Origin of the sequence: Ruminococcus flavefaciens ND2009, from assembly GCF_000621785.1 — a bacterium.
GTDB lineage: Bacteria > Bacillota > Clostridia > Oscillospirales > Ruminococcaceae > Ruminococcus > Ruminococcus flavefaciens_C.
Genome location: NZ_JHXI01000011.1, coordinates 57,663 through 79,141 on the forward strand (window position 1 = coordinate 57,663; position 21,479 = coordinate 79,141).

Sequence of the window (21,479 nt, forward strand, 5' to 3'; positions counted from 1 at the left end):
GACAATCATATTATATCATATGATTTTTTGATAATCACATTTTTTCTTTGAATTAGTTAAAAAGCGCACCAAAATGTTATCCGATGCGCTTTATATGTTATAATGAGCTTATCTTTCCGAGCAGGAATTCCTGTATTTTCAGGGCATCATTTGAGGTCAGACCCTCTGTGGACTTGTCAACGTCTCCGTTTACCTTGCCCTGAGTCTTCAAGTGCTTGGAGTCTGAGCCCTTTTCGCCGTATTTATCGGGATTTGCAAGAGCCTGCATAATGAGTATGGCGTCTGCCAGCTCCACCTTGCCGTCGCAGTTGGTGTCACCCTTTTTGCCCCCTGATACGGGAGCGGTAGTAGTGGTAGTAACGGGCTTGGCAGTAGTCGTTGTCGCCTTAGTAGTTGTGGTAGTTGTCGCCTTAGTAGTTGTGGTAGTTGTCGCCTTGGTGGTAGTGGTCGTTGCCTTGGTGGTAGTGGTCGTCGCCTTGGTAGTGGTAGTCGTCGCCTTGGTGGTAGTTGTTGCCTTGGTAGTGGTAGTCGTCGCCTTGGTGGTAGTGGTCGTTGCCTTGGTGGTGGTAGTCGTCGCCTTGGTGGTGGTAGTTGTAGTCTCAGGTGGAGCAGTAGTTGTTGTGGTCGTAGTAGTCGGTGTCGTTGTAGTTGTGGTAGTCAGGGCGGTCTCGCCTATGACCTTGAACTTATAGCCGTAAACAGAGGCAAAGCTCTGTGCGGTGGAGCCTGCATAGCCTGCGATTATGGTATTTGCAGCAAAGCACATCATCTCCAGCTCGCACTCGGGATTGAGCACTGTCACCGTAAGGCTTTTTCTGCCGGTGATATTGGCGATATTGTATTTGAGCTTGAAAGCAGTCATGCCGATATATTCAACATTTTCGGGCACCGTCACTTCCGTGAGACCTGTGTCCTCAAAGGCACTTTCGTTTATCTCCGTAAGAGTTGAGGGCAGTGTCACAGTTTCAAGGTAATTGCAGTCATAGAAGGCGCAGGGGTCAATGACCTGTATTCCCTCCTCTATGACCACAGAGGTTATGCCCTTGAGACCGGAAAAAGCCGAGTCACCAATGACTGTCACGGGCTTACCGTCCACTGCGGCGGGGATACGGATGTCTCCCGAGAGGTCATCGTCGCCGTAAAGGAGTTTCGCTGATGTGTCATCTACTTCAAATGTCATTCCGTCCTTTGTCACGCGGGAGCTCTCTGCCGCGCAAACGCTTTGCTCCCCTGCCCAGGGCGCAGTGCTCACAGGCGAAACGCCTGAAATACCGCATATAGCCAGAGCAAGAGCTGCTGATATGAGTTTGTTGAGTTTCATGATTTACCTCCTTAAAAATATTGGCTGTCAAGCAATTATATTAATGTTGCGGCAACAGCCGCCTTACGGCGGTGTTGAGCTTACATTATATTATAACAGAACAGGCTGCTGATTGCAACAAAAAAAGCCACAGCACCTTCGCGGCTGCGCGAGGCGGCTATGGCTTTACATTTCATAGATTATCTGGTAGAATTCTTCGCATAGACAGACAGTATCTGAGAAGCGTCCACCGCATTCACAGCCTCGTCGCCGTTGACATCGGCTTTTGTCCGCTGTACAGCACTGAAGGTCGAAGGCTTTCCCGAGCCCGTGGCAGCATAGTCCGCCAGCACCAGAGAAGCGTCCACCGCATTCACCTTTGAATCGCCGTTTACATCGCCGCTGTCCTTTGCTGAGATAGCCTCGGGATGAGCCACTGTGGTATCTATGAATAGCTGTGCCCAGTGAAGCTTTCCATCGGACTCTGCAACACCGACTCCTATGTACTTGTACTCCGGTTTTAGAATACTATCTCTATGGTCTTCAGAATTCATCCAGCCGTTCACCACCATCTCGGGAGTAGTCTGTCCTTTGGCGAGATTTTCGCCGATACTGCTCCATTTGATACCCAGCTGGCTGAATAAAGCAGTTATGCCGCTTCCGTCGGGACGGGCATGGCCCATGCTTACGGTGATCTCATCAGCTCTGATAGCGGCAGCCCGGCTAAGCCTTGGGAACATTTTCAGCTCGCCGAGACCTCTCTTACTTCTCTCCTGATTAACAAGGCGGACGACCTCGGCGATATAGCCTGATGTGTCCCTTGCTGTGACCGTTCTGTTGGTCACAGGTATTGCCGCCAGTTCGGTTGAAACTGCATAGGCTCTCATCTGAGCTGTTGCAGCAACAGCCATGACAGCAGCGCTGAGCAGAGCGATCATCTTTTTCATACTAAAACCTCCTTTTGCCGCGGCAGAAAACTGCCGTAAACAAAAACTTAGTAAAACGATATCTGAACATATTATAGAATATAAGCGAAGCGTTATGCTATAATCGCCCGATTGCAGGGAGCAGATCTCTGATCTGCGTATCTGCAAGGGCTTTTTGATAGTTTATAATGAATGCTTTGCATTCATTATAGCATAAAAGCGAAGCGTTATGCTATAATTGCCCGATTGCAGGGAGCAGATCTCCGATCTGCGTATCTGCAAGGGCATTTTGATAATTTATAATGAATGCTTTGCATTCATTATAGCATATAGCACTGTGCAAGTCAACAATTCTGCGAATTTTGAAGTATTTTCCACAAAGAGCAGCAACAACACTGAGCACAATAGACAAAGGACCGCACCAGAAGGTACGGTCCCAGTCTGAAAACATCAAAGTAATATAATTACTTGATCTCGATTGTAGCGCCAGCCTCTTCAAACTTAGCCTTGAGCTCGTTAGCCTCAGCCTCAGAAACGCCTTCCTTGATAGCCTTAGGAGCAGCCTCAACTACTTCCTTAGCCTCCTTAAGGCCAAGACCGAGAACTTCCTTAGCAACCTTGATAACAGCCATCTTAGCGTCACCGAAGGAAGCAAGGATTACGTCGAACTCTGTCTTAGCAGCAGCAGCGCCGCCTGCAGCACCGCCAGCAGCAGGAGCAGCAGCGATAGCAGCTGTTACACCGAATTCCTCCTGGATTGCGTCTACAAGCTCAGAAAGCTCGAGAACTGAAAGAGTCTTGATATCTTCAACAAATTTTGTGATCTTCTCAGAAGCCATGATAATAATCTCCTTTTTAATAATATTTGCCCTTGTGGGCGTTTTGATTTAAGCCGCGGAGCATATCTCCGCAAATGTGTTGTGAAGGTTCAGGCAGCTATCAAGCAGCTTCCTCTTCCTTCTTCTTGTCTGCAACAGCGTTGAGTGTAGCTGCCAGCTTCTGAAGGGGACCCTGCAGAGAGCCAACGAGCTGTGCGAGAAGGGTATCCTTTGAAGGGATCTTGGAAAGAGCAACAACTCCAGCCTGATCGTAAACCTCACCCTCAACGTAGCCAGCCTTGAGATTGAACTTGTCGTCGCCTGCATTCTCAGCGAACTTACCGAGGATTCTTGCGGGAGCAGTCTGATCGTCGTTGGAAACAGCGAGAGCAGTTGTGCCGTTGAGAGACTCTTCAAAGCCCTCGATACCGCATTCCTTGAAAGCACGGAGAAGCATTGTGTTCTTCTCTACGAAGTAGTTGACGCCGGCCTCACGGAGCTCCTTTCTGAGCTTGGTATCCTCCTCAACGGTGATACCCTTGTAATCAACGAGAACGCCTGAAACAGAGTTCTTGATGATCTCGGTGAGCTTCTCGACCTTTGCCTTCTTAGCTTCGAGTACTGCATTGCTTGGCATAGTGTGTATTCACCTCCGAATGAATTATGATCGTATTCAGAGAGCAATAAAAAACGCCCATTCCGACAGCGCAGAATGGACAATGATACTTCTATCAATTGCTATTCCTCGGCGGGACTTACTGAGCTTTCGCTCTGCCAGCTGTCTTTAGAATACGATGCTGTTTTTCACAGCTTGATTATTATACCACACTATTTTTACTTTGTCAAGGGCTTTTGCGGATTTTTTCGGAAGTATACAAAAAAAGCTCCCGACCTGGATGTCGGGAGCCTTCGGGATACTTTGGGTTCTGTTATCAGCAGGAGTGCTGCTGGAAGAGCTCTCTGTACTGAGCACCGCATGAGCACTCGTATACACGGTAGATGTATACTGTGCGGTTTCTTACTTCGGTCCTTGTGCCGATGTATCTCATATTGTGAACGCTTGCAGCGTTTGCTGTGATAGCTGTACCGCTGTTTGTAAATGACTTGGAGTTAGCTGCTACTGTACCGCCTGCTCCGAGGAGTGTGAATGCCATTGCGAGTGCTGTTACCTTTTTGATTACGTTTTTCATTTTCTTCTTTTCCTTTCGTAATAGAGATTTTTGTAGTTTCTACAGCTTTTTTGCTGTATTTACCTTACATTCTCTATTATACTCACGAGCCGTCTTTCCTCAATAATTCGGGAGTGAAAAGGCTGAAAAACGGAGTGAAAGGGAAAAAGAAGACTATATGGCATAAAAAGCGGCATACCCATAAGACAGATACCTATATAGAAGTTTTGCCCCTGAGTGTTACAAAGCACTCAGGGGCATTGTGCATATTTATGTTGCTAAGCTAAATCAGAATTTATTTGAAATAAGCGGTATCAAACTCCTCACCACTGTTCAGCTTATCCAGTAATTCCAGCAATCCTTTCTGACCATGAATCTCCATCCATTCGCTGACTTCATGTTTCGCATTCAGATAGCGGAAACGCCTGTCCTCTATAGGATCTGCATAAAATTCAGAACCTGTATCCATATCTTCAAGAGGAACTGTGTTTTTTCCGTTATTAGTCTGTTCAATCCATGCATCCAGCCCATATTGCTCACGAAAATCATTTTGCGTGGCAAGTCCCTCATCAAACCATGTGGGAATACTTTTCAAGGCTTTCATATTCAGGCGAGTATGCAGCTCTGCATGAGTTAATTCATGTGCTATGATGTCGATATTCAGGTATTCATCTGAAACAGAAATGTAGTTTTTCTTCGCATATGAGGTTCGCGTATCATGATCTCCGCCGAGCTTTGAAAGGAGCTTATCATCATCGCAGATAATTATGATCGTTGTATTTGTTTCGGTGCATTGTAATTCTCCGAAAAATGCTCTGTCCCGTTCCAATGCTTCTTCCGTGAGCAGAATCGCATCTTTGATATTACCGGAATAGTTTTTGTTCACATAGATATGATCTGCTGCTTTTTCAAAGGAACTGCGGTATGGAACTGTCATTCGATAGCCTAAAGGCGTAAATTGAAAAAAACAGACAGCCGCCAGCAACACCAGCAGTATCAAAGAAATACAACAGCATATTATGATTTTCTTCTTTGATTTCACTTTCATGTTCATTTCTCCTGTAATTCCGATTTTTGTCAGTAACAATTATAGCACATCATCTCTGTACTGTCAATAAAAACGCCATAGTACTTCTGACTGTAAATCAGAAATACTATGGCTTAAAACTTCTATATGAGTATCTTTCTTAAGGGCACGCCGCTTTTTCTTATTCGATTATGTCCGACACTACCTTGCCGCCTTTTTCAGCGTACATCACAGGGAAGTAGTTACCTATGCTCACCCGCTTGTTAGGGAGAAAGGTATGCTTGCCTGTCTGGAGCTGTCCCCTGCTGTCAGTGAACTGATAGTCGCAGACGCACTGTGTAAAGCCGTCGCGTCCGCCGCCCTTTATGCCCACGTTTGTGATAACGCACTGGGTCTGTGTGCCGTTCTTTATGAGATAGCCCTGAACGCCGCGCTTCAGCATCATCTTTATGACGAGTATGATACCCAGGAGAGCAGAAACAGCAGCACCTGCAAACATAAGTATACCCGCCAGCTTATCGGGCTTTCTGTATACCTCGAAGGGATTGCTCTCGTTTACGTAGCACTTATAGTGCTCACCCACGAATGTGGACTTTCCGCCGATACCATTGGAGATACGGGCGTTGATAGTCTTGCCCTCGGAGTTTACGTAGTCAACATTGACCTCGCTGGTGTTGCCGACTCTTACATAGTCCGTAACAACGCAGTCCGTAAGCACTCCGCCCTCTGGGACAGTCATGGAATTGAGCGCCATGAATATGAGTGCTCCGGGTATCATCAGGATAAGTATGAGTCCGATGAGTATGGGACCTGCCAGTGAATCTTTTTTCATAATAGTTCCCCCTTGAAAAAAATAAGATAATTCAGCTTGCGCTGTAAACATATTAATATAATACATCATTCAGTGAGATTTGTCAATAACTATTATTATTTTTGTACAAAACATAAATCATAATTTGCCGCTGAGCGAGCGGCGGCGCTAAGACGTCCGTGTATCAGCGAAAGGGCAGTTGCTCCTCGACACGGGGAGTGCTTTGGCAGCTGATATAAATCATAATTTTGCATTATGTAGGGGACGGCGTCCTCGACGTCCCACAAAATTCGTATTATAGTGGCGACTATCATCCGCTCAACCAGGGGACGCCTTCTCTTACAAGGCGTCCCCTCTCCCAAAACAGTCCACCGGACTGTTTTGGGATTCACCCCTTGCGAGGCGCCTGACGTAATAAGGGGCTCTGCCCCTTGACCCCCGCCAGAGGCGCTGCCTCTGGACTCTGCCAAAGGAACACAGTCCCTTTGGAATCCCATTCATAGTTGCCGCAAGGTATTACGATAAATTATGATTTTTCTCAGCAAACCCAACATATAAAATGCCCCCGAGCTTTTGAACGCTCAGGGGCAAAAATTCTGTATGATTATCCGTCTGATGCCGCAGCCTAAGATATTACTTCTTGAGAGCAGCCTTTACTGTCTTTACGATGTTCTCGGCAGAGAGGCCGAACTCCTTGAGCAGGTCTACTGCGGGACCTGAGTGACCGAACTCGTCGTTTACGCCTATCTTTACAACGGGAACGGGACAGCACTCTGTAACTGCCTCAGCAACTGCTGAGCCAAGACCGCCGATGACGCTGTGCTCCTCAGCTGTTACGATGAGACCTGTCTCCTTAGCGCACTTGCAGATGAGCTCCTTGTCAAGGGGCTTGATAGTGTGGATATTTACCACTCTTGCAGAAATACCCTCAGCCTCGAGAGTCTTTGCAGCCTCTACAGCCTCGTTTACCATGAGACCTGTTGCAACGATGGTAACGTCCTTGCCGTCCTTCATGACAACGCCCTTGCCAAGCTCGAACTTGTAGCTTGCAGCGTCATTGATAACGGGCACAGCAAGTCTGCCGAAACGCATATAAACGGGACCGTTGAAGTCCAGAGCAGCCTTTACGGCAGCCTTAGCCTCTACGTCGTCGCAGGGGTTGATGATAGTCATGCCGGGGATAGTTCTCATGAGAGCAATATCCTCATTGCACTGATGTGTAGCACCGTCCTCACCAACGGAGATACCTGCGTGTGTAGCGCCGATCTTTACGTTGAGGTGGGGATAGCCGATGGAGTTTCTTACTATTTCAAAAGCTCTGCCTGCTGCGAACATAGCGAATGTGCTTGCGAATGGGATCTTTCCGCAGGTAGCAAGTCCTGCGGCTACGCCCATCATGTTAGCCTCAGCGATACCGCAGTCAAAGAAGCGGTCGGGATAAGCCTTCTTGAAAATTCCTGTCTTTGTTGCAGCAGCAAGGTCTGCATCGAGAACTATCAGGTTCTTATATTCCTCGGCAAGCTCCTTGAGAGCCTCGCCGTAGCTTTCTCTGGTAGCCTTTTTGATAACATCTGCCATTATATTAGTCCTCCAATTCCTTTAACTGCGCATTAAGCTCTGACATAGCCTGGTCATACTGCTCCTTGTTGGGAGCTGTACCGTGCCAGCCTACCTGATTTTCCATGAATGAAACGCCCTTGCCCTTAACGGACTTCTGAATGATAGCCACAGGCTTGTCCTTTACGGACTCAGCCTCTGTGAAGGCTCTGTCGATGTCATCGAAATCATGAGCGTCCATAGTGATAACGTGCCAGCCGAATGCTGCGAACTTATCTGTGATAGGCTCGGGTGAGCATACCTCAGTGATAGGTCCGTCGATCTGGAGACCATTGTTGTCAACGATAGCCACAAGGTTAGTCAGCTTCTTGTGAGCTGCGAACATAGCAGCCTCCCATACCTGACCCTCCTCGATCTCACCGTCGCCGAGGATAGTGTATACCTTGTATGACTTGCCGTCGATCTTTCCTGCAAGAGCCATGCCGCAGGCTGCGGAGATGCCCTGTCCGAGAGATCCGCTGGACATATCAACGCCGGGGATATGGATACAGGGGTGACCCTGAAGGAGAGCACCGATATGACGGAGAGACTTCAGCTCCTCCTCGGGGAAATAGCCCTTCTGAGCCAGTACCGAGTAGAGAGCGGGAGCTGTATGACCCTTTGAGAGTACAAGACGGTCTCTTTCGGGAGCGTCGGGGTTCTTGGGATCGTTGTTCATCTTGTTGAAGTAAAGATATGTCAGGGTATCGCTTATAGACAGCGAACCGCCGGGATGACCCGACTTAGCGTTATAGGTTCCCTCGATAACGCCCATTCTAACCTTGCAGGCTGTTTTCTGCAATTCCTTTTTAAGCTTTGCGTCCATATTGACCTCCATGATTTTATTTAACGGCTTCTGCCGCGATCAGTTTGTATCAGTTGTTAGTTTTTAGTTGTTAGTGCTTAGCTATGCGCTAACAGGTAACTACTAACCACTTTTTTATTAAACGAGTAACTTGACGAATAATTATCAGCAATTACCCGTATTAACCGATATAATTTGCTATCTCATCAACATCTGTCAATCCAGATTTCATGCATTTATACACTATTTCAAACGCACTATAAGCTCTGTGAACTTCATAACGACCATTTTTGTTATAAAATGCAGCCACTAAATCTGGGTTGCTTTCTTCAAGAGTTAGTGCATAAGAATTTCGCAGTGATTGATTTGTGCACATTTTGAACTTACTATCTGACAACAAGAACTCGACCAATTTCCTTTTTGATTCGGCTAACAATGCATTCAACTTCTCAGTCTGTTCACTTAAATACCGATTATAGATTTCGTCTGTGTCATCAGTACCATAAGAATTAACCATTGATATCAACGCGATTTCAGGTTCATTAATTCTTTCTTGTTCTTCTATCCATTTTTCTTCAATGTTAATTGAATAGCAAGAGTTTTCGCACTCTATAAGACACGTTAATCTATATGGTCTATCGAAATCATAAGATCTTATGCCATCATTGTACTTTTCAATCCGTGCCTTCAATTCATCATCCAATTCAATATCTATTGAATCAATAGTTTCTTCCGTAATAAGATACTTTTCAAAATCATAAAAGAAGTATTTATAAAAGACAATTCCTACATTTTTGATTTTTATAAACTCGACGAACTCGTCCAAGCTTATATCTAAAACAAATGGTCTGCGGCAGTTTTCATTGTTCAAATAACGGATAGGTATTACATTATTTGAACTGAATACTTCTCTAAGTTTTTCTTCGCTTATCACATAATCACCCCATTGTTTCTCAATATGACTTGACAATCAAGGCTTGGCTCTATGCACTAATAACTAATCACTATCCACTTAATAATTATAGCGCAAAAAAAGTCGCATTGCAAGACTTTTCTTGCTCACTATCTGAACAGCATCATCACCAGCACTATCATATAGAAGATGAAGAACCCCGTGCACACCACCGCAGGAAATGCTATGAGCATCTTGTTCTGCTTTTCGTGGAGGGTACCTCTTATCCTCAGTGCCTTGATAAGGAAGAGTGCTGCTCCCCACATGGGGAGAGCCCAGATGGCAAGTCCCAGCGTTGCGATGTCGCTGAGGGTAAAGTTTGCCGTGCTTCCCGAGCTGATGCCGCTTACGCTGCTGTATATGAGCAGCGCAAGAAGTCCCAGAGCGATAAGTACTCCGATGACATATATGCTTATTGCCGCCTTCTTTTTCATTGTTCTACTGTTTGCACCTTTCGATTATATAGTCTATGAGCTCCGCGACTGCGCCCTCGTCATTGGTGCGTGAGAGCACAAGGTCTGCCTTTGCCTTTACGGAGTCCTCCGCGTTGGCGGGGCAGGCTCCCACATCGGCTCCGACTATCATCTCTATATCGTTGTCGAAGTCGCCGACGGACACGAAGGTACAGCCCTCCATGCCTTTCAGTCTGCGGTATTCCGCCAGAGCGGAGCCCTTGCTCACGCCCTGAGGGAGCATTTCAAGAAAAATATCCGAGGACTTCACAAAATCCACGTCCTCATAAGCCAGCTTCCTTGTAAGGAGCTGCATATGCTCCACGTCCTCGGGAGCAAGTGAAAAAAGCACCTTCAGCCAGCCGCCGTCGCTGATGTCGGCAAGCTCCGCATAGTTGGGAACTATACCGCACAGCCTTGTGTGGAGCTGCTGATAATCCGTATTGCTGAAAACATAGGTGCCCTCGGTCTTCAGCACCTCTCCTCCTGCCTGAGGCATGAGCTCCAGAAGCTCCGCCGTATACTCCTTGGCGCGGAGGGTGAGGGGGTGGGTATAGAGGGTCTCTCCGCTGATATAATCGTGGATAGCCGCTCCGTTGTACATGATTATGGGATATTTCAGCCCGAGAATACTGCGGAACTGGTCAAAGGACTGGATAGTCCGTCCCGTAGCCACAGTGAAGCGTCCTCCCAGCGCCGTAAATCGCTCGATGGCAGAGCGGTCGGCGTCGGTTATCTCCTTGCGGCTGTTGAGGAGAGTGCCGTCCATGTCGCTGAGCAGCACAACTCTCGATATATCTTCAAACAAAGTATCACTCCTACATTTTCTCAAGCTTGTTCAGCACCGAAACGAAGTAATCGGGCAGGTCGCTCTGAAACTCCATGTACTCCCCTGTTGTGGGGTGTACAAAGCCTATTTTACGGGCGTGAAGGCACTGTCCCTCCAGCCCCTTATAGGGCTTGCCGTAGACGTCGTCCCCGAGAACGGGGTGCCCGATATAGCTCAGGTGTACCCTTATCTGGTGGGTCCTTCCCGTTTCCAGTCTCAGCCTTACATGGGCGTAGCCGCCGTACTGCTTTATGACGCTGTAATGAGTGACCGCATTCCTGGAATTCTCCGTGGTCACGCACATCTTCTTGCGGTCGGTCTTATGCCGCCCGATGGGAGCGTCAACAGTGCCCTCGGTGTCCTTGAAGTATCCGCAGGCCACTGCCTCGTACTCTCTTGTGAAGCTGTGTACCTTTATCTGCTCCGCCAGTTTAAGGTGGGAGGCATCGTTCTTTGCGACGATAAGAAGACCGCTGGTGTTCTTGTCGATACGGTGGACTATTCCCGGACGGATAACTCCATTTATGCCCGAAAGGCTGTCTCCGCAGTGATGCAGGAGAGCGTTCACGAGAGTCCCCGTGTAGTTGCCGTGAGCGGGGTGTACCACCATGCCCTTGGGCTTGTTGACCACAAGGAGGTCATCGTCCTCATAGACGATGTCAAGGGGAATGTCCTCGGGAACAGCGTCCATGGGCTCCGGCTCGGGAATGGTGACGGCGATCTCCTCGCCGCCTCTGAGCTTGTAGTTCTTGCTTACGGCTTTGCCGTCGGCGAGAACCAGCTCCTTTTCGATGAGACCCTGTACTGCCGAGCGTGTAAGCTCCGCAATATTGTCCGAAATATACTTGTCTATACGGCTTCCCTTATCCTCGGGAGCAGCCGTGAGAACTGCCTGCTCACTCATTTGTCTCCGCCTTTTCCGCAGCGGCTTTCTTCTTTTTCTCAAGCTTTGGGTCGATGAACACGGCGTACCACAGAAGCAGCACGAATGCCACGGTAACGCATATATCTGCGACATTGAATATGGCAAAGTGGAACAGCTTTATCTCGAACATATCCACCACATACGCATAGCGGAAGCGGTCGATGAGGTTGCCTATGCCTCCTGCGATGAACAGTGCAAGAGCCACGTCCAGCAGCCTGGAACGGCGGAATACCTTGAAAAGCAGTATCGCGCAGCCTATGACCACAAGGGTGGTGAAGCCGATGAGGAACCAGCGCTGTCCCGACATACTTCCAAATATGGCGCCGTCATTTTCGAGATAGGTAAGATCCACGATCTTACGGCTGCCTATATGGATAAAGTCCATTGAGCCCACAGGCTTCAGTTCATGGACAGCCCAGTATTTCACAAGCTGGTCAGCCCCGATGAGAGCCACGACCATTACCGCAAGAAATATTGCCATATTGTTTTATCCTTTCAATAAGACTGCCTGCCGACCGAGATAGCCGACAGGCAATATAATTACATTTTAAGCTTCTACAGCTATTGCGCATCTCTCACAGAGAGTGGGGTGATCGTGGTTTGTGCCGACGTACTTGCTGTAGCACCAGCAGCGCTCGCACTTTTCGCCCTCTGCCTTAGCCACCTCGAATGTGGTCTCGGCGCCGGATTTCTCCACCTCAACTCCCGAAACGATCAGTATATCCTTGAGCTGGTCAGCCAGTGAAGCGTATCTGTCATAGTCAGCATCGCTGCTCTTTATGATGATCTTAGCCTCAAGAGACTTACCGATAGTCTTGGCGTTACGAGCCTCCTCCAGAGCCTTGTTGGCTCCGAGACGGGTATTGTAAATAAACTCCCACTTGTCCTTGAAGTCGGCACTGAACTCTATACCGCTCTTCTCAGGCATCTGGTTGAGGAATACGCTCTGCTTGTCGTCGCCTGCGGAGTGGGGCATGAACTGCCATATCTCCTCGGCTGTGAATGAAATGATAGGTGCGGCAAGTCTTGTGATCGCACTGATTATGCGGTACATTGCCGTCTGAGCTGCGCGGCGGAGAACAGAGACCTCCTTCTCGCAGTAAAGTCTGTCCTTGATGATGTCAAGGTAGAAGTTGGACATATCTATTACGCAGAAGTTGTGGAGAGCGTGGAATGCGATATGGAAATCGAAATCATCATAGCCCTTCTTAACTGCATCGATGAGGTTATCCAGCTTCATGAGCGCCCACTTGTCAAGCTCTGTGAGCTGATCGTCGGAAACGCTGTCCTTATCGGGATCGAAGCCTGCGCCGTTGCCCAGGTTGCCCAGAATGAAACGGGCAGTATTTCTTATCTTCTTGTAAGCGTCGGAGAGCTGGCTGATAATGGGCTTTGAGATACGGATGTCGCTGTGATAGTCAGAAGAAGCTGCCCACAGACGGAGTATATCCGCACCGTACTGATCGATGATCTCGCTGGGATCGATACCGTTGCCCAGGGACTTGTGCATTGCCTTGCCCTCGCCGTCAACTACCCAGCCGTGGGTGCAGACTGCCTTGTAGGGTGACTGTCCCTTGTATACAACTGATGTGAGGAGCGATGACTGGAACCAGCCTCTGTACTGATCTGCGCCCTCAAGATAGAGATCGGCAGGCCATGAAAGACTTGGGAAGTCCTTGCCCTCCATAACAGATGTGTGAGAAACACCGCTGTCGAACCAGACGTCCATGATGTCATATTCCTTTGTGAATTCACCGCAGCCGCACTCGCACTTTACACTTGCGGGGATAAATTCGCTTGTATCCTTTGTCCACCATGCGTCGCTGCCCTCCTTGCGGAAGAGCTCAGAAATAGCGGAGATAGTCTCGTCGTTGCAGATGGGCTTGCCGCAGTCCTTACAGTAAACAACAGGGATCGGAACGCCCCATGTTCTCTGACGGGAGATACACCAGTCGCTTCTGTCGCGCACCATGCCCTTTATTCTGTCCTCGCCCCACTCAGGGATCCACTTGACAGACTCGATAGCCTTGACAGCCTCATCCTTGAAGCCGTTTACTGAGCAGAACCACTGCTCTGTAGCTCTGTAGATGATAGGGCTGTTACATCTCCAGCAGTGAGGATACTGGTGGACGATCTTCTGTGTAGCCAGCATAGCGCCCAGCTCTGTCAGCTTTGCAGCGATAGCCTTGTTAGCCTGATCTGTGTCCATGCCCTCGAACTCGCCAGCCTCGGCGGTCTGCTTGCCCTTTGCGTCAACGCAGACGATTATGCCGATATCGTCGTAGTTCTTGCACACCTCAAAGTCCTCGACACCGTAGCCGGGAGCTGTATGTACGCAGCCCGTACCGCTTTCAAGAGTAACGTGGTCGCCTACGATGATGGGTGAGAGACGGTCATAGAGGGGGTGCTTTGTCTTCATGCCCTCAAGCTCTGCACCTGTGAAGATATGGTCTGTTGTGTACTCGGTGATGCCCGCAGTCTCCATAGTGGTCTTTACGAGCTCCTCAGCCATAACGTAGTATTCGTCGCCTACATGGACGAGAGTGTAGTTGTACTCAGGTCCCAGACAGATAGCCAGGTTGCCGGGGATAGTCCATGTGGTAGTTGTCCATATAACGAAATAGATCTTGGAAAGGTCAAGTCCCAGGCCTGTGAAGATGCCCTTGTCGTCGGTGACATTGAACTTGACATAGATAGAATAGCAGGGATCGTTTGAATACTCGATCTCAGCCTCAGCCAGAGCTGTATTACAGTCAGGACACCAGTAAACAGGCTTTAAGCCCTTGTACATATAGCCCTTCTTTACCATAGAGCCGAATACCTCTACCTGCTTTGCCTCATACTCGGGACGGAGTGTGAGATAGGGGTAGTCATAGTCGCCCAGTGAGCCCAGTCTCTTGAAGCCCTTCATCTGGTTTGCGACCTGTTCCATAGCGTATTCGCGGCAGTGCTTTCTCAGGTCTACCGCAGGGATAGCGCCGTTCTCAACGCCGATAGCCTTCATAGCCTTCAGCTCGATAGGAAGTCCGTGAGTATCCCAGCCGGGAACGTAGGGCGCACAGAATCCGTTCATATTCTTATACTTCACGATGAAGTCCTTGAGGGACTTATTGAGAGCGTGACCAAGGTGGATCTCGCCGTTAGCATAGGGAGGTCCGTCATGGAGAATATAAGAGGGCTTGCCCTTGTTCTTCTCTACCATCTTGTAATAGAGGCGTTCATCTTCCCATCTCTTGAGAGTATCGGGTTCTCTCTTGGGCAGGTTTCCTCGCATGGGGAATTCTGTCTGCGGTAAATTAAGGGTACTGTTATAATCCTGTGCCATACTATCTGATCTCTCTTTTAAAAGCTCAGAGAGATCCTCCTTTCGATCTTATTGATTATTGATTATTCCTCGGATTCGCCTGCAACTGCTGCAGCGATCTCCTCAGCTGTCTGAGCTTCCTCAGCAGCGCCTGTAGCCTCGTCGAAGGTCTCGGGCATAGAGGAAATGAGCTCAAGGTGGCTCTTGTACATATCGAAGAGGCTCTTCTTGAAGTCAGCTACCTGCTGCTGAGCCTCGATGAGGGCTTCCTTCTCCTTGGCGATCTCCTCGCGGTTCTTCTCCATAGCCTCAGCGTGCTGACGGACAGCCTCATCCTCAAGAGCATCTGCCTTAGCCTGAGCCTCAGCGATGATCTGCTCAGCCTTCTCGTTAGCGTCGTTGAGTACCTGGTGGCCCTGCTTCTGGGCACCGAGAAGAGCGTCCTTGAGAGCGTCCTCATCTCTCATATACTCTCTTACCTTGTCAGCAAGCACCTGTATCTTGCTGTTTGCCTCAGCGCGCTCGCGCTCCATTTCGTCAAGCTCAGCCTCCAGCTGTGAGAGGAACTCGTCGATCTCCTCCTGCTTATAACCAAAAGCTGCCTTTTCAAATCTCTTATTTCTAACGTCCTTTGAAGTTATCATTTCATTCACCTCTAAATATATTTTCTCAGATTAATGTGTATGCGGCCTTTTTTCGTCGAGCCGTCTATACGGGAAAGTACAAATCTTCCGCAGCCTCTGACAGAGAGAATATCCCCCTCCTTCAGTTCATGAGAGACCGAGGAAACTGTAAAATGATTCACATCCACCTTATCAGAGCGGATAAGCACCGCCGCCTTCTCACGGCTTAGATGAGCCGCGAGCCCCACTGCGCAGTCAAGGCGCAGAGAAGCGACAGTTCCGCTTATTTCCTGAAACTTCTGAGCATTTTCAAGTCTGAAGGGTTCATCATCGGTAAGCTTCACACCCACCCGTCCTATCTTGGTGACAGAGCTGCCGATGAGTCTTGCCGCCACGTCCGTGACGAATGCCTGTGCCACGCCCTCGCCGACTACTATATCGCCGATGACCTCACGCCTGAGCTGCTGAGCCATAAAGGAGCCGAGAAAGTCCCTGTGGGTCAGCTTATCCTCGGTACGGTAGGTGAAGGTAAGGCATTTCATGGGGAACTCCTCGGTGATATAGTCGGCGTAATAATCGGGAAAGACAGCCAGTATCCTGCGTCTTGCGTCCTCATATCCGCCGTAGAGCATATACCCCAGGGCGCCTGTATTTCTCCTGCACCATGCCTCGGCGACGGAGCACTGTCTCTCGTCGAGGAAGGAGGAGAACTGAGCCGTTCCGTCCCTTTCACAGAGGGCTGTCATATCCTCGAGCCTTGCGGCAAAAAGCTTATCCGACCTGTCGTCCATCAGATGAATACGCCGTTGTTCTCCAGCTCACCGACGAGGTCTTCGCCGATAAATCCGACATTATAAGGAGTAATGATATATGTCAGGTTAGCAACGGGCTTGAGGCTTCCGCCGTTTGCATATGCAACGCCTACGAGGAAGTCGATTATTCTTCTCTTGTTTTCGGGAGAAGCTGTCTCAAGGTTGAGAACTACAGTCTTCTTGGCGATAAGATGATCAGCGATCTGCTTTGCATCTGTGAATGCTGAGGGCTTTACCAGAACCACCTGGAGCTGTGCTGTGGTCTGGATATTAACGACCTTGTTCCTTCTGCCTGTGCCTGCGCTCGCGCCCTCATTTACGGGAGCATCGTCCTGATCGGAAGGTGAGAAACTGCGCTCACGCTCGTGACGTACCGGAACATCAGCGTCAAAATCGTCGTCCTCTGCAGCAAAGAAAAATTCCTTAATGTTCTCAAAAAGTTTCATCTTAATACTCCTTCTCCGCATTATTTATATTTTATATCTCTTCACAGGATCAATGCGGAGCATCCCGTGTTGATGTTCAGCGTTCCGCTGGAAATTACTTTGAATAGTCTCTTGCGCCGAAGAGCCCCGTGCCTATGCGCACCAGTGTTGAGCCGTATCTTATCGCTTCGGCGTAATCGTGGGTCATGCCCATTGAGAGGGTATCCATTCCCTCATACCGCGAGGAGACGCTGTCATAGAGCTCCTTCATCCTTCCGAGGAAGATGTCGCTGTCGGAGGGCGGCGGTATGGTCATGAGACCTCTTATCCTTATGCCCTCAAGCTCTCTGAGCTCCTCAATAAGCTGATCCAGTTCTGCGGGAGCAACGCCGCTCTTGGAGTCCTCTCCCCCTATGTTGACTTCGCAGAGGATGTCCATGACCCTGCCGTTCTTAACGGCAAGGCGGCTGATCTCCTGTCCCAGCTTCAGGCTGTCCACAGACTGTATCATGCTCACACTATTTATAATGTATTTTACCTTGTTTGTCTGAAGATGACCGATAAACTGCACCTCAGCCGATCTGTCATACTGTTCCGCTTTAGAGAGGTACTCCTGCACCCTGTTCTCGCCCAGAAGATCAATACCAAGCGATACAGCGTGGTTTATTGCCTCGGGAGCCACTGTCTTTGTGACAGCCATGATGCGGATATTGTCGTCGGGGCTGCGGTACTTAGCCTTTGCCTCGGCACATCTCTCTCTTATTATGCGCAGATTCTCGTCGATATAAGCGAGATCGTTACTGCTCATCATCTTTATCGACCTCCTCGATCATAATATCGTCATATAGGGCAAGGAACTCCTTATCGCCCGTGATCTCAGAAAGGACGTAGTCGCTTCCCTCATATATAACGTTGATCTTCTTGAACAGGACCTGTTCTCCTTCGCGGATATAGACGCCCTTCCATGTGGAGGTCTTTGTCTGCTCATTGCCCTGATCGTCGGTGACGGTCTCGGTGACGTCCTTGAAGCGGATAGCCTCACGGGGCACCTTGAGTCCTGTAAATTCGCCCTTGATGAGCTCGACGCGCTCAGCTCTGTGCTGTACCAGATCATAGTTGAACTTGTCGCAGAAGATGATAATAACGCTCCTTGTTGAGCTCTCATCGCGGATATCGGTTATCTGTGCGGGATATGACTCCGCAGCGGAGTCGAACCTGAGCCTTACGCTGTCACCGATAGCGTACTCCTTGCGGGAGTTGTCGGCAACAAGGGCAAGATACCAGCCATAGCCGTCAATGAGCTTGCCCACAACATTAGGGGCAGTGGACTTCTTGTCCTCTATGCTGTCTATCTCCGAGGCGGTGAGCTTATCAAGACCTGCTGTGGTGAGCTTGTCCTCATAGCCGTCGCAGTAGCTGGCGAAATACGCCGAGCGGGGAGCCTGTATCTGCTCCTTTGAGACCACGGATCTGGCGTCAAGCTTTGTGATCTCAGCCTCTATGTCCGAGATCTTCTGATTGAAGTCCCGGACCTCGTTGGTAATGATCTGGTAGGTACTGAGCTGTACGAGGAGATCGTCCTTGACTTTCTCAAGCTCATCGTAATCGCCTGTATCCCTGTAGTAGATAAGGCTTCGGTAGCTTGTATCTATGCTCTCTGACAGACTTGCAGGCTGAGCGGATTCAAGTGTACCGGGATTCTGTATCTTTTTCAGGATATTCAGTTCGTTTTCCAGCTTAGCCTTTTCGCGCTTGATGCTCAGCTGCTCGTCGTCGGGATAGGCTTCGGCGATAATGGTATCGCTTCCCACCTTGCCTCCGTCGGCAACATTATAGCTGAGAACGCCGTTCCCGCTGTAGAGAAGGATCTCCTCGTCCCTGATGAACACGCCCTTGTACTCCTTTGAGGAGACCGCAGAGGCTGTCAGGGCAGAGACCGTATCACTTTCCCTGTTTCGGAAGTTATAGACTATGCTGACAAAAATTATCAGAAGCAGCACCAGCACCACATTTCGCAGTGTTTTTACCAGGAAGCTGCCTTCCGACTTGGTAAATCGCATTCAGACCACCCTTAGTCGTTTTTCTCGGAAGCGTCGAGGATAGATACTGCTCTTGCAGGAATGATGGTTGAGATAGCGTGCTTGTAAACGAGCTGCTGCTTTCCGTCGCAGTCAAAGATGGCAACGTAGCTGTCGAAGCCTCTTACCATTCCCTTGAACTGGAAGCCGTTGGTGAGGATGATAGTCACCATGATCTTGTCTTTTCTGCACTGATTGAGGAACACGTCCTGCAGATTGATAGTTTTGTTCATACACATTCTCCTTTTTTATTTGTTTGCGTGAAGAAATCTGTGGGTAAAATGTTTTGTCAAATATACCGCATAGAAATACACACAGTACATTATATCACATTTCCAGGTATTTGGCTATAGTTTTTTTGCATTTTTCTAATATTTCATTCTTTTTATTAAATCCGTCCATCATTATCCACTCTATACGGTCATTTCGTCTGAACCATGTGAGCTGACGCTTGGCGTATCTCCGCGTTTCCTGTTTGATAGTGGCAATGCAGTCCGCAAGGTCTGCCTCCCCCTCGAAGTATGGGATAAGCTCCTTATAGCCGATGGCGTTGGCGGCGGTCTTCATGCCGCTCTCCTGCCAGAGGGCGCGGGCTTCCTCCACAAGACCTGCCTTCACCATCTCGTCCACACGCAGGTCTATGCGGTCATAGAGGGTCTGCCTGTCGGTGTAGTTAAGCCCGATAATAAGGGACTCATAGGGACTTTCCACGGTTTTGCTCTCTTTTTTCAGCTCGCTGAATTTCCGTCCCGTAACGTGACAGACCTCCATAGCGCGGACCACTCTCACCAGATTATTCGGGTGTATGCCCTCTGCGGCTTCGGGGTCAAGCTCCGCAAGACGGGCGTGAAGGGCTTCGTTGCCATGCTCCTTTGCGAAGGCGCAGAGCTCCGCGCGGTAAGCCTCATCGCTGCCGCCCTCGGAGAACTGAACATTCTCCAGCAGAGAGTCCACATAGAGCCCCGTTCCCCCCACGATAATGGGCAGCTTTCCCCGTGAGAGTATATCCACTATCTTCTCATTTGCCAGCTTCACATAGTCAGCGGCACTGAAGCTCTCTCCCCTGTCAAGGAAGTCCATGAGGTGGTGGGGGATCCCATGTTTTTCGGCTTCCGTGGGCTTTGCGGAGGCTATGTCCATGCCCTTGTATATCTGCATGGAATCGGCGGAGATGACCTCTCCGCCGTATATCTTCGCCAGCTCAACGCCCAGCCATGTCTTGCCCGATGCCGTAGGTCCGACCACCGCCAGCACAAAGGGCTTTTTATTTTTTTCGTTCATTATCGACTTCTCCCGACTGTATACGCTTTATCATTCCGGCTGTACCCGCTTTTCTGACGGCTCTTTTAATTATGATCGCCGCAATTACGATCACCGCAAACAGTATAAACGCCGCAGGCACCAGAACCATCATGAAATATGGCGGTCCTGTATTTACTTCGCAGGACAGACTGCTGCCGTTTGCTTCTATTCTGTAATAGGCAGGTGTATTAAAATGCACCGCTTCAACCCCTGATACATCTGTCACTCCGAGGATATTGCCCTCCTTGTCACAACAGGCAACTTTTATCCTGCGGAAGTGATTGAAAAGCTTGTTGTTTTCTTCATTCAGCTTAAAACTGACGCTTGAATGCTCCGAAAGGTCTGCTTTCTCAAAAACGGCACAGTTATGCCGCAGGAGCATACTTGTATAGCCGTCTTCTTCATATACTGCAAGTCCGCAGTCTTTTTCCACGCCAAGCAGCCTTCCGTTCTCCTCATTGAAGCAGGCGGCATACTTGTCGTTCTTTTTATCCTTTACAAGTATATCCGCAAAGGCTGTGCCCTCGGGCACATTTTTCAGCACGATGTCCTGACTGCGTGTATCAACGTCCCATGCAAAGGCACTGATACCGCCGAAAATGCACATAAAAGTCATGCAATATACCGCAATTAGTGCTTTGATTACCCGTTTCATAGTATATTTTACTCTTCACTATCTGACGCTTCAGACTTTTTTCTTTCCTTGACTGCGATGTCGATAGCTGTTACAAGGAGGATAGCTCCTAATACTCCGGGCAGTACAACTCCCCAGAAGAAGGTCAGCTTTATGTGCGTATCAAGTTCAACCTTGCTGCCGTCCGCCTTTATGGTGTACTCAGGTCTGCCGAACAGCGCGCTTTTCACCTCAGCCTCATCGGTGATACCGAGGATATTGCCGTCTTTATCGCAGTAAGCCACCTTTATATGGTGAATATGGTCAAATATGTCATCATCTCCTGTTTCCAGTCCGAGACAAGCATGGTTGTCCGCTGAGTCGGGAGACAGCTTGTATTCTTCCAGCACTGCCAAGCTATGCCTCAGTATCAGACTTGCATAGCCGTCCTCGTTATACTTTGCGAGTTCGCAGTTTTCATCAAGTTCCAGTGTAGGTGCAAAAGATACATTGACAGCTCCATCAGGGTACCTGTGCCAGTCTTCCTTTACAAGTATATCCGCAAACTCAGTTCCCGCGGGAACCTCGCCGAACTTCATTTTAAGATGAGATGAATCGACAACATATCCGTCAATGTAATTATAGAAGCTGAAAATTCCCAGACCGACCGCCAGTAATAACGGGATAATAACTTTTACTGCTTTTTTCATAT

General features: G+C 48.9%; 24 protein-coding genes. All 24 read right to left on the reverse strand.

Going from position 1 to position 21,479, the window contains the following annotated elements; genetic code table 11:
- Nucleotides 1-97: 97 nt before the first annotated feature.
- Nucleotides 98-1,321 (reverse strand): leucine-rich repeat protein, encoded by a 1,224-nt coding sequence (locus T488_RS0103225; protein ID WP_028519552.1) that lies wholly within the window; start codon nucleotides 1,319-1,321, stop codon nucleotides 98-100.
- Between the two features lie 179 nt (nucleotides 1,322-1,500).
- Nucleotides 1,501-2,247: a CAP domain-containing protein gene (locus tag T488_RS18555; protein ID WP_051536231.1), complete on the reverse strand. Its 747-nt coding sequence runs from the start codon at nucleotides 2,245-2,247 to the stop codon at nucleotides 1,501-1,503.
- Nucleotides 2,248-2,690: 443 nt separating this feature from the next.
- Nucleotides 2,691-3,065: a 50S ribosomal protein L7/L12 gene (gene rplL, locus T488_RS0103235; protein ID WP_019679085.1), complete on the reverse strand. Its 375-nt coding sequence runs from the start codon at nucleotides 3,063-3,065 to the stop codon at nucleotides 2,691-2,693.
- Nucleotides 3,066-3,165: 100 nt separating this feature from the next.
- Complete coding sequence (gene rplJ, locus T488_RS0103240; protein ID WP_028519553.1) at nucleotides 3,166-3,681, reverse strand: 50S ribosomal protein L10; 516 nt, start codon at nucleotides 3,679-3,681, stop codon at nucleotides 3,166-3,168.
- Nucleotides 3,682-3,976: 295 nt separating this feature from the next.
- Nucleotides 3,977-4,234, reverse strand: coding sequence for a hypothetical protein (locus T488_RS0103245; RefSeq protein WP_028519554.1), 258 nt, complete (start codon nucleotides 4,232-4,234; stop codon nucleotides 3,977-3,979).
- Between the two features lie 274 nt (nucleotides 4,235-4,508).
- Nucleotides 4,509-5,261 carry a hypothetical protein gene (locus T488_RS0103250; RefSeq protein ID WP_028519555.1) on the reverse strand — a complete coding sequence of 251 codons (753 nt, stop codon included), beginning with the start codon at nucleotides 5,259-5,261 and terminating at the stop codon, nucleotides 4,509-4,511.
- A gap of 160 nt (nucleotides 5,262-5,421) precedes the next feature.
- A complete protein-coding gene (locus T488_RS0103255) occupies nucleotides 5,422-6,072 on the reverse strand; it encodes a hypothetical protein (RefSeq protein ID WP_028519556.1) in 651 nt (216 codons plus the stop codon).
- 612 nt (nucleotides 6,073-6,684) lie between these two features.
- Entirely contained in the window at nucleotides 6,685-7,629 is a 945-nt protein-coding gene (locus tag T488_RS0103260) for a transketolase family protein (RefSeq protein ID WP_028519557.1), read from the reverse strand.
- Nucleotides 7,630-7,633: 4 nt separating this feature from the next.
- The gene (locus T488_RS0103265; protein ID WP_028519558.1) at nucleotides 7,634-8,473 is read right to left on the reverse strand and encodes a transketolase; all 840 of its coding nucleotides are present in this window, start codon (nucleotides 8,471-8,473) and stop codon (nucleotides 7,634-7,636) included.
- 160 nt (nucleotides 8,474-8,633) lie between these two features.
- A complete protein-coding gene (locus tag T488_RS0103270) occupies nucleotides 8,634-9,386 on the reverse strand; it encodes a hypothetical protein (protein ID WP_028519559.1) in 753 nt (250 codons plus the stop codon).
- Nucleotides 9,387-9,514: 128 nt separating this feature from the next.
- Nucleotides 9,515-9,838: a hypothetical protein gene (locus tag T488_RS0103275; RefSeq protein WP_028519560.1), complete on the reverse strand. Its 324-nt coding sequence runs from the start codon at nucleotides 9,836-9,838 to the stop codon at nucleotides 9,515-9,517.
- A gap of 4 nt (nucleotides 9,839-9,842) precedes the next feature.
- Complete coding sequence (locus T488_RS0103280; RefSeq protein ID WP_028519561.1) at nucleotides 9,843-10,664, reverse strand: Cof-type HAD-IIB family hydrolase; 822 nt, start codon at nucleotides 10,662-10,664, stop codon at nucleotides 9,843-9,845.
- A gap of 10 nt (nucleotides 10,665-10,674) precedes the next feature.
- Nucleotides 10,675-11,589, reverse strand: a complete 915-nt coding sequence (locus T488_RS0103285; RefSeq protein ID WP_028519562.1) for an RluA family pseudouridine synthase — start codon at nucleotides 11,587-11,589, stop codon at nucleotides 10,675-10,677.
- Nucleotides 11,582-12,091 carry a signal peptidase II gene (lspA, locus tag T488_RS0103290; protein WP_028519563.1) on the reverse strand — a complete coding sequence of 170 codons (510 nt, stop codon included), beginning with the start codon at nucleotides 12,089-12,091 and terminating at the stop codon, nucleotides 11,582-11,584. Before lspA ends, T488_RS0103285 begins: the two co-directional genes overlap by 8 nt.
- Before the next feature lie 66 nt (nucleotides 12,092-12,157).
- The gene (gene ileS / locus T488_RS0103295; RefSeq protein WP_028519564.1) at nucleotides 12,158-14,935 is read right to left on the reverse strand and encodes an isoleucine--tRNA ligase; all 2,778 of its coding nucleotides are present in this window, start codon (nucleotides 14,933-14,935) and stop codon (nucleotides 12,158-12,160) included.
- 62 nt (nucleotides 14,936-14,997) lie between these two features.
- Complete coding sequence (locus T488_RS0103300; RefSeq protein ID WP_028519565.1) at nucleotides 14,998-15,558, reverse strand: DivIVA domain-containing protein; 561 nt, start codon at nucleotides 15,556-15,558, stop codon at nucleotides 14,998-15,000.
- 11 nt (nucleotides 15,559-15,569) lie between these two features.
- Entirely contained in the window at nucleotides 15,570-16,328 is a 759-nt protein-coding gene (locus T488_RS0103305) for an RNA-binding protein (RefSeq protein ID WP_028519566.1), read from the reverse strand.
- Nucleotides 16,328-16,795: a cell division protein SepF gene (locus T488_RS0103310; protein ID WP_028519567.1), complete on the reverse strand. Its 468-nt coding sequence runs from the start codon at nucleotides 16,793-16,795 to the stop codon at nucleotides 16,328-16,330. The genes T488_RS0103305 and T488_RS0103310 overlap by 1 nt, the downstream gene beginning before the upstream one ends.
- A 94-nt stretch (nucleotides 16,796-16,889) precedes the next feature.
- Nucleotides 16,890-17,585 (reverse strand): YggS family pyridoxal phosphate-dependent enzyme, encoded by a 696-nt coding sequence (locus T488_RS0103315; RefSeq protein ID WP_028519568.1) that lies wholly within the window; start codon nucleotides 17,583-17,585, stop codon nucleotides 16,890-16,892.
- Nucleotides 17,572-18,834 (reverse strand): HlyD family efflux transporter periplasmic adaptor subunit, encoded by a 1,263-nt coding sequence (locus T488_RS0103320; protein ID WP_028519569.1) that lies wholly within the window; start codon nucleotides 18,832-18,834, stop codon nucleotides 17,572-17,574. The genes T488_RS0103315 and T488_RS0103320 overlap by 14 nt, the downstream gene beginning before the upstream one ends.
- Before the next feature lie 11 nt (nucleotides 18,835-18,845).
- The gene (gene hfq / locus T488_RS0103325) at nucleotides 18,846-19,085 is read right to left on the reverse strand and encodes an RNA chaperone Hfq (RefSeq protein ID WP_019679069.1); all 240 of its coding nucleotides are present in this window, start codon (nucleotides 19,083-19,085) and stop codon (nucleotides 18,846-18,848) included.
- A 94-nt stretch (nucleotides 19,086-19,179) separates the two neighbouring features.
- Entirely contained in the window at nucleotides 19,180-20,133 is a 954-nt protein-coding gene (gene miaA, locus T488_RS0103330; protein ID WP_028519570.1) for a tRNA (adenosine(37)-N6)-dimethylallyltransferase MiaA, read from the reverse strand.
- Nucleotides 20,117-20,770 (reverse strand): hypothetical protein, encoded by a 654-nt coding sequence (locus T488_RS0103335; protein ID WP_028519571.1) that lies wholly within the window; start codon nucleotides 20,768-20,770, stop codon nucleotides 20,117-20,119. Before T488_RS0103335 ends, miaA begins: the two co-directional genes overlap by 17 nt.
- Before the next feature lie 47 nt (nucleotides 20,771-20,817).
- Nucleotides 20,818-21,477, reverse strand: coding sequence for a hypothetical protein (locus tag T488_RS0103340; protein WP_028519572.1), 660 nt, complete (start codon nucleotides 21,475-21,477; stop codon nucleotides 20,818-20,820).
- Nucleotides 21,478-21,479 lie beyond the last annotated feature (2 nt).

Coding starts and splice junctions, on each gene's coding strand:
- T488_RS0103225 (WP_028519552.1), bottom strand. CDS start 1,321: ATGAAACTCAACAAACTCATATCAGCAGCTCTTGCTCTGGCTATATGC.
- T488_RS18555 (WP_051536231.1), bottom strand. CDS start 2,247: ATGAAAAAGATGATCGCTCTGCTCAGCGCTGCTGTCATGGCTGTTGCT.
- rplL (WP_019679085.1), bottom strand. CDS start 3,065: ATGGCTTCTGAGAAGATCACAAAATTTGTTGAAGATATCAAGACTCTT.
- rplJ (WP_028519553.1), bottom strand. CDS start 3,681: ATGCCAAGCAATGCAGTACTCGAAGCTAAGAAGGCAAAGGTCGAGAAG.
- T488_RS0103245 (WP_028519554.1), bottom strand. CDS start 4,234: ATGAAAAACGTAATCAAAAAGGTAACAGCACTCGCAATGGCATTCACA.
- T488_RS0103250 (WP_028519555.1), bottom strand. CDS start 5,261: ATGAAAGTGAAATCAAAGAAGAAAATCATAATATGCTGTTGTATTTCT.
- T488_RS0103255 (WP_028519556.1), bottom strand. CDS start 6,072: ATGAAAAAAGATTCACTGGCAGGTCCCATACTCATCGGACTCATACTT.
- T488_RS0103260 (WP_028519557.1), bottom strand. CDS start 7,629: ATGGCAGATGTTATCAAAAAGGCTACCAGAGAAAGCTACGGCGAGGCT.
- T488_RS0103265 (WP_028519558.1), bottom strand. CDS start 8,473: ATGGACGCAAAGCTTAAAAAGGAATTGCAGAAAACAGCCTGCAAGGTT.
- T488_RS0103275 (WP_028519560.1), bottom strand. CDS start 9,838: ATGAAAAAGAAGGCGGCAATAAGCATATATGTCATCGGAGTACTTATC.
- T488_RS0103285 (WP_028519562.1), bottom strand. CDS start 11,589: ATGAGTGAGCAGGCAGTTCTCACGGCTGCTCCCGAGGATAAGGGAAGC.
- lspA (WP_028519563.1), bottom strand. CDS start 12,091: ATGGCAATATTTCTTGCGGTAATGGTCGTGGCTCTCATCGGGGCTGAC.
- ileS (WP_028519564.1), bottom strand. CDS start 14,935: ATGGCACAGGATTATAACAGTACCCTTAATTTACCGCAGACAGAATTC.
- T488_RS0103300 (WP_028519565.1), bottom strand. CDS start 15,558: ATGATAACTTCAAAGGACGTTAGAAATAAGAGATTTGAAAAGGCAGCT.
- T488_RS0103305 (WP_028519566.1), bottom strand. CDS start 16,328: ATGGACGACAGGTCGGATAAGCTTTTTGCCGCAAGGCTCGAGGATATG.
- T488_RS0103310 (WP_028519567.1), bottom strand. CDS start 16,795: ATGAAACTTTTTGAGAACATTAAGGAATTTTTCTTTGCTGCAGAGGAC.
- T488_RS0103315 (WP_028519568.1), bottom strand. CDS start 17,585: ATGATGAGCAGTAACGATCTCGCTTATATCGACGAGAATCTGCGCATA.
- T488_RS0103320 (WP_028519569.1), bottom strand. CDS start 18,834: ATGCGATTTACCAAGTCGGAAGGCAGCTTCCTGGTAAAAACACTGCGA.
- hfq (WP_019679069.1), bottom strand. CDS start 19,085: ATGAACAAAACTATCAATCTGCAGGACGTGTTCCTCAATCAGTGCAGA.
- miaA (WP_028519570.1), bottom strand. CDS start 20,133: ATGAACGAAAAAAATAAAAAGCCCTTTGTGCTGGCGGTGGTCGGACCT.
- T488_RS0103335 (WP_028519571.1), bottom strand. CDS start 20,770: ATGACTTTTATGTGCATTTTCGGCGGTATCAGTGCCTTTGCATGGGAC.
- T488_RS0103340 (WP_028519572.1), bottom strand. CDS start 21,477: ATGAAAAAAGCAGTAAAAGTTATTATCCCGTTATTACTGGCGGTCGGT.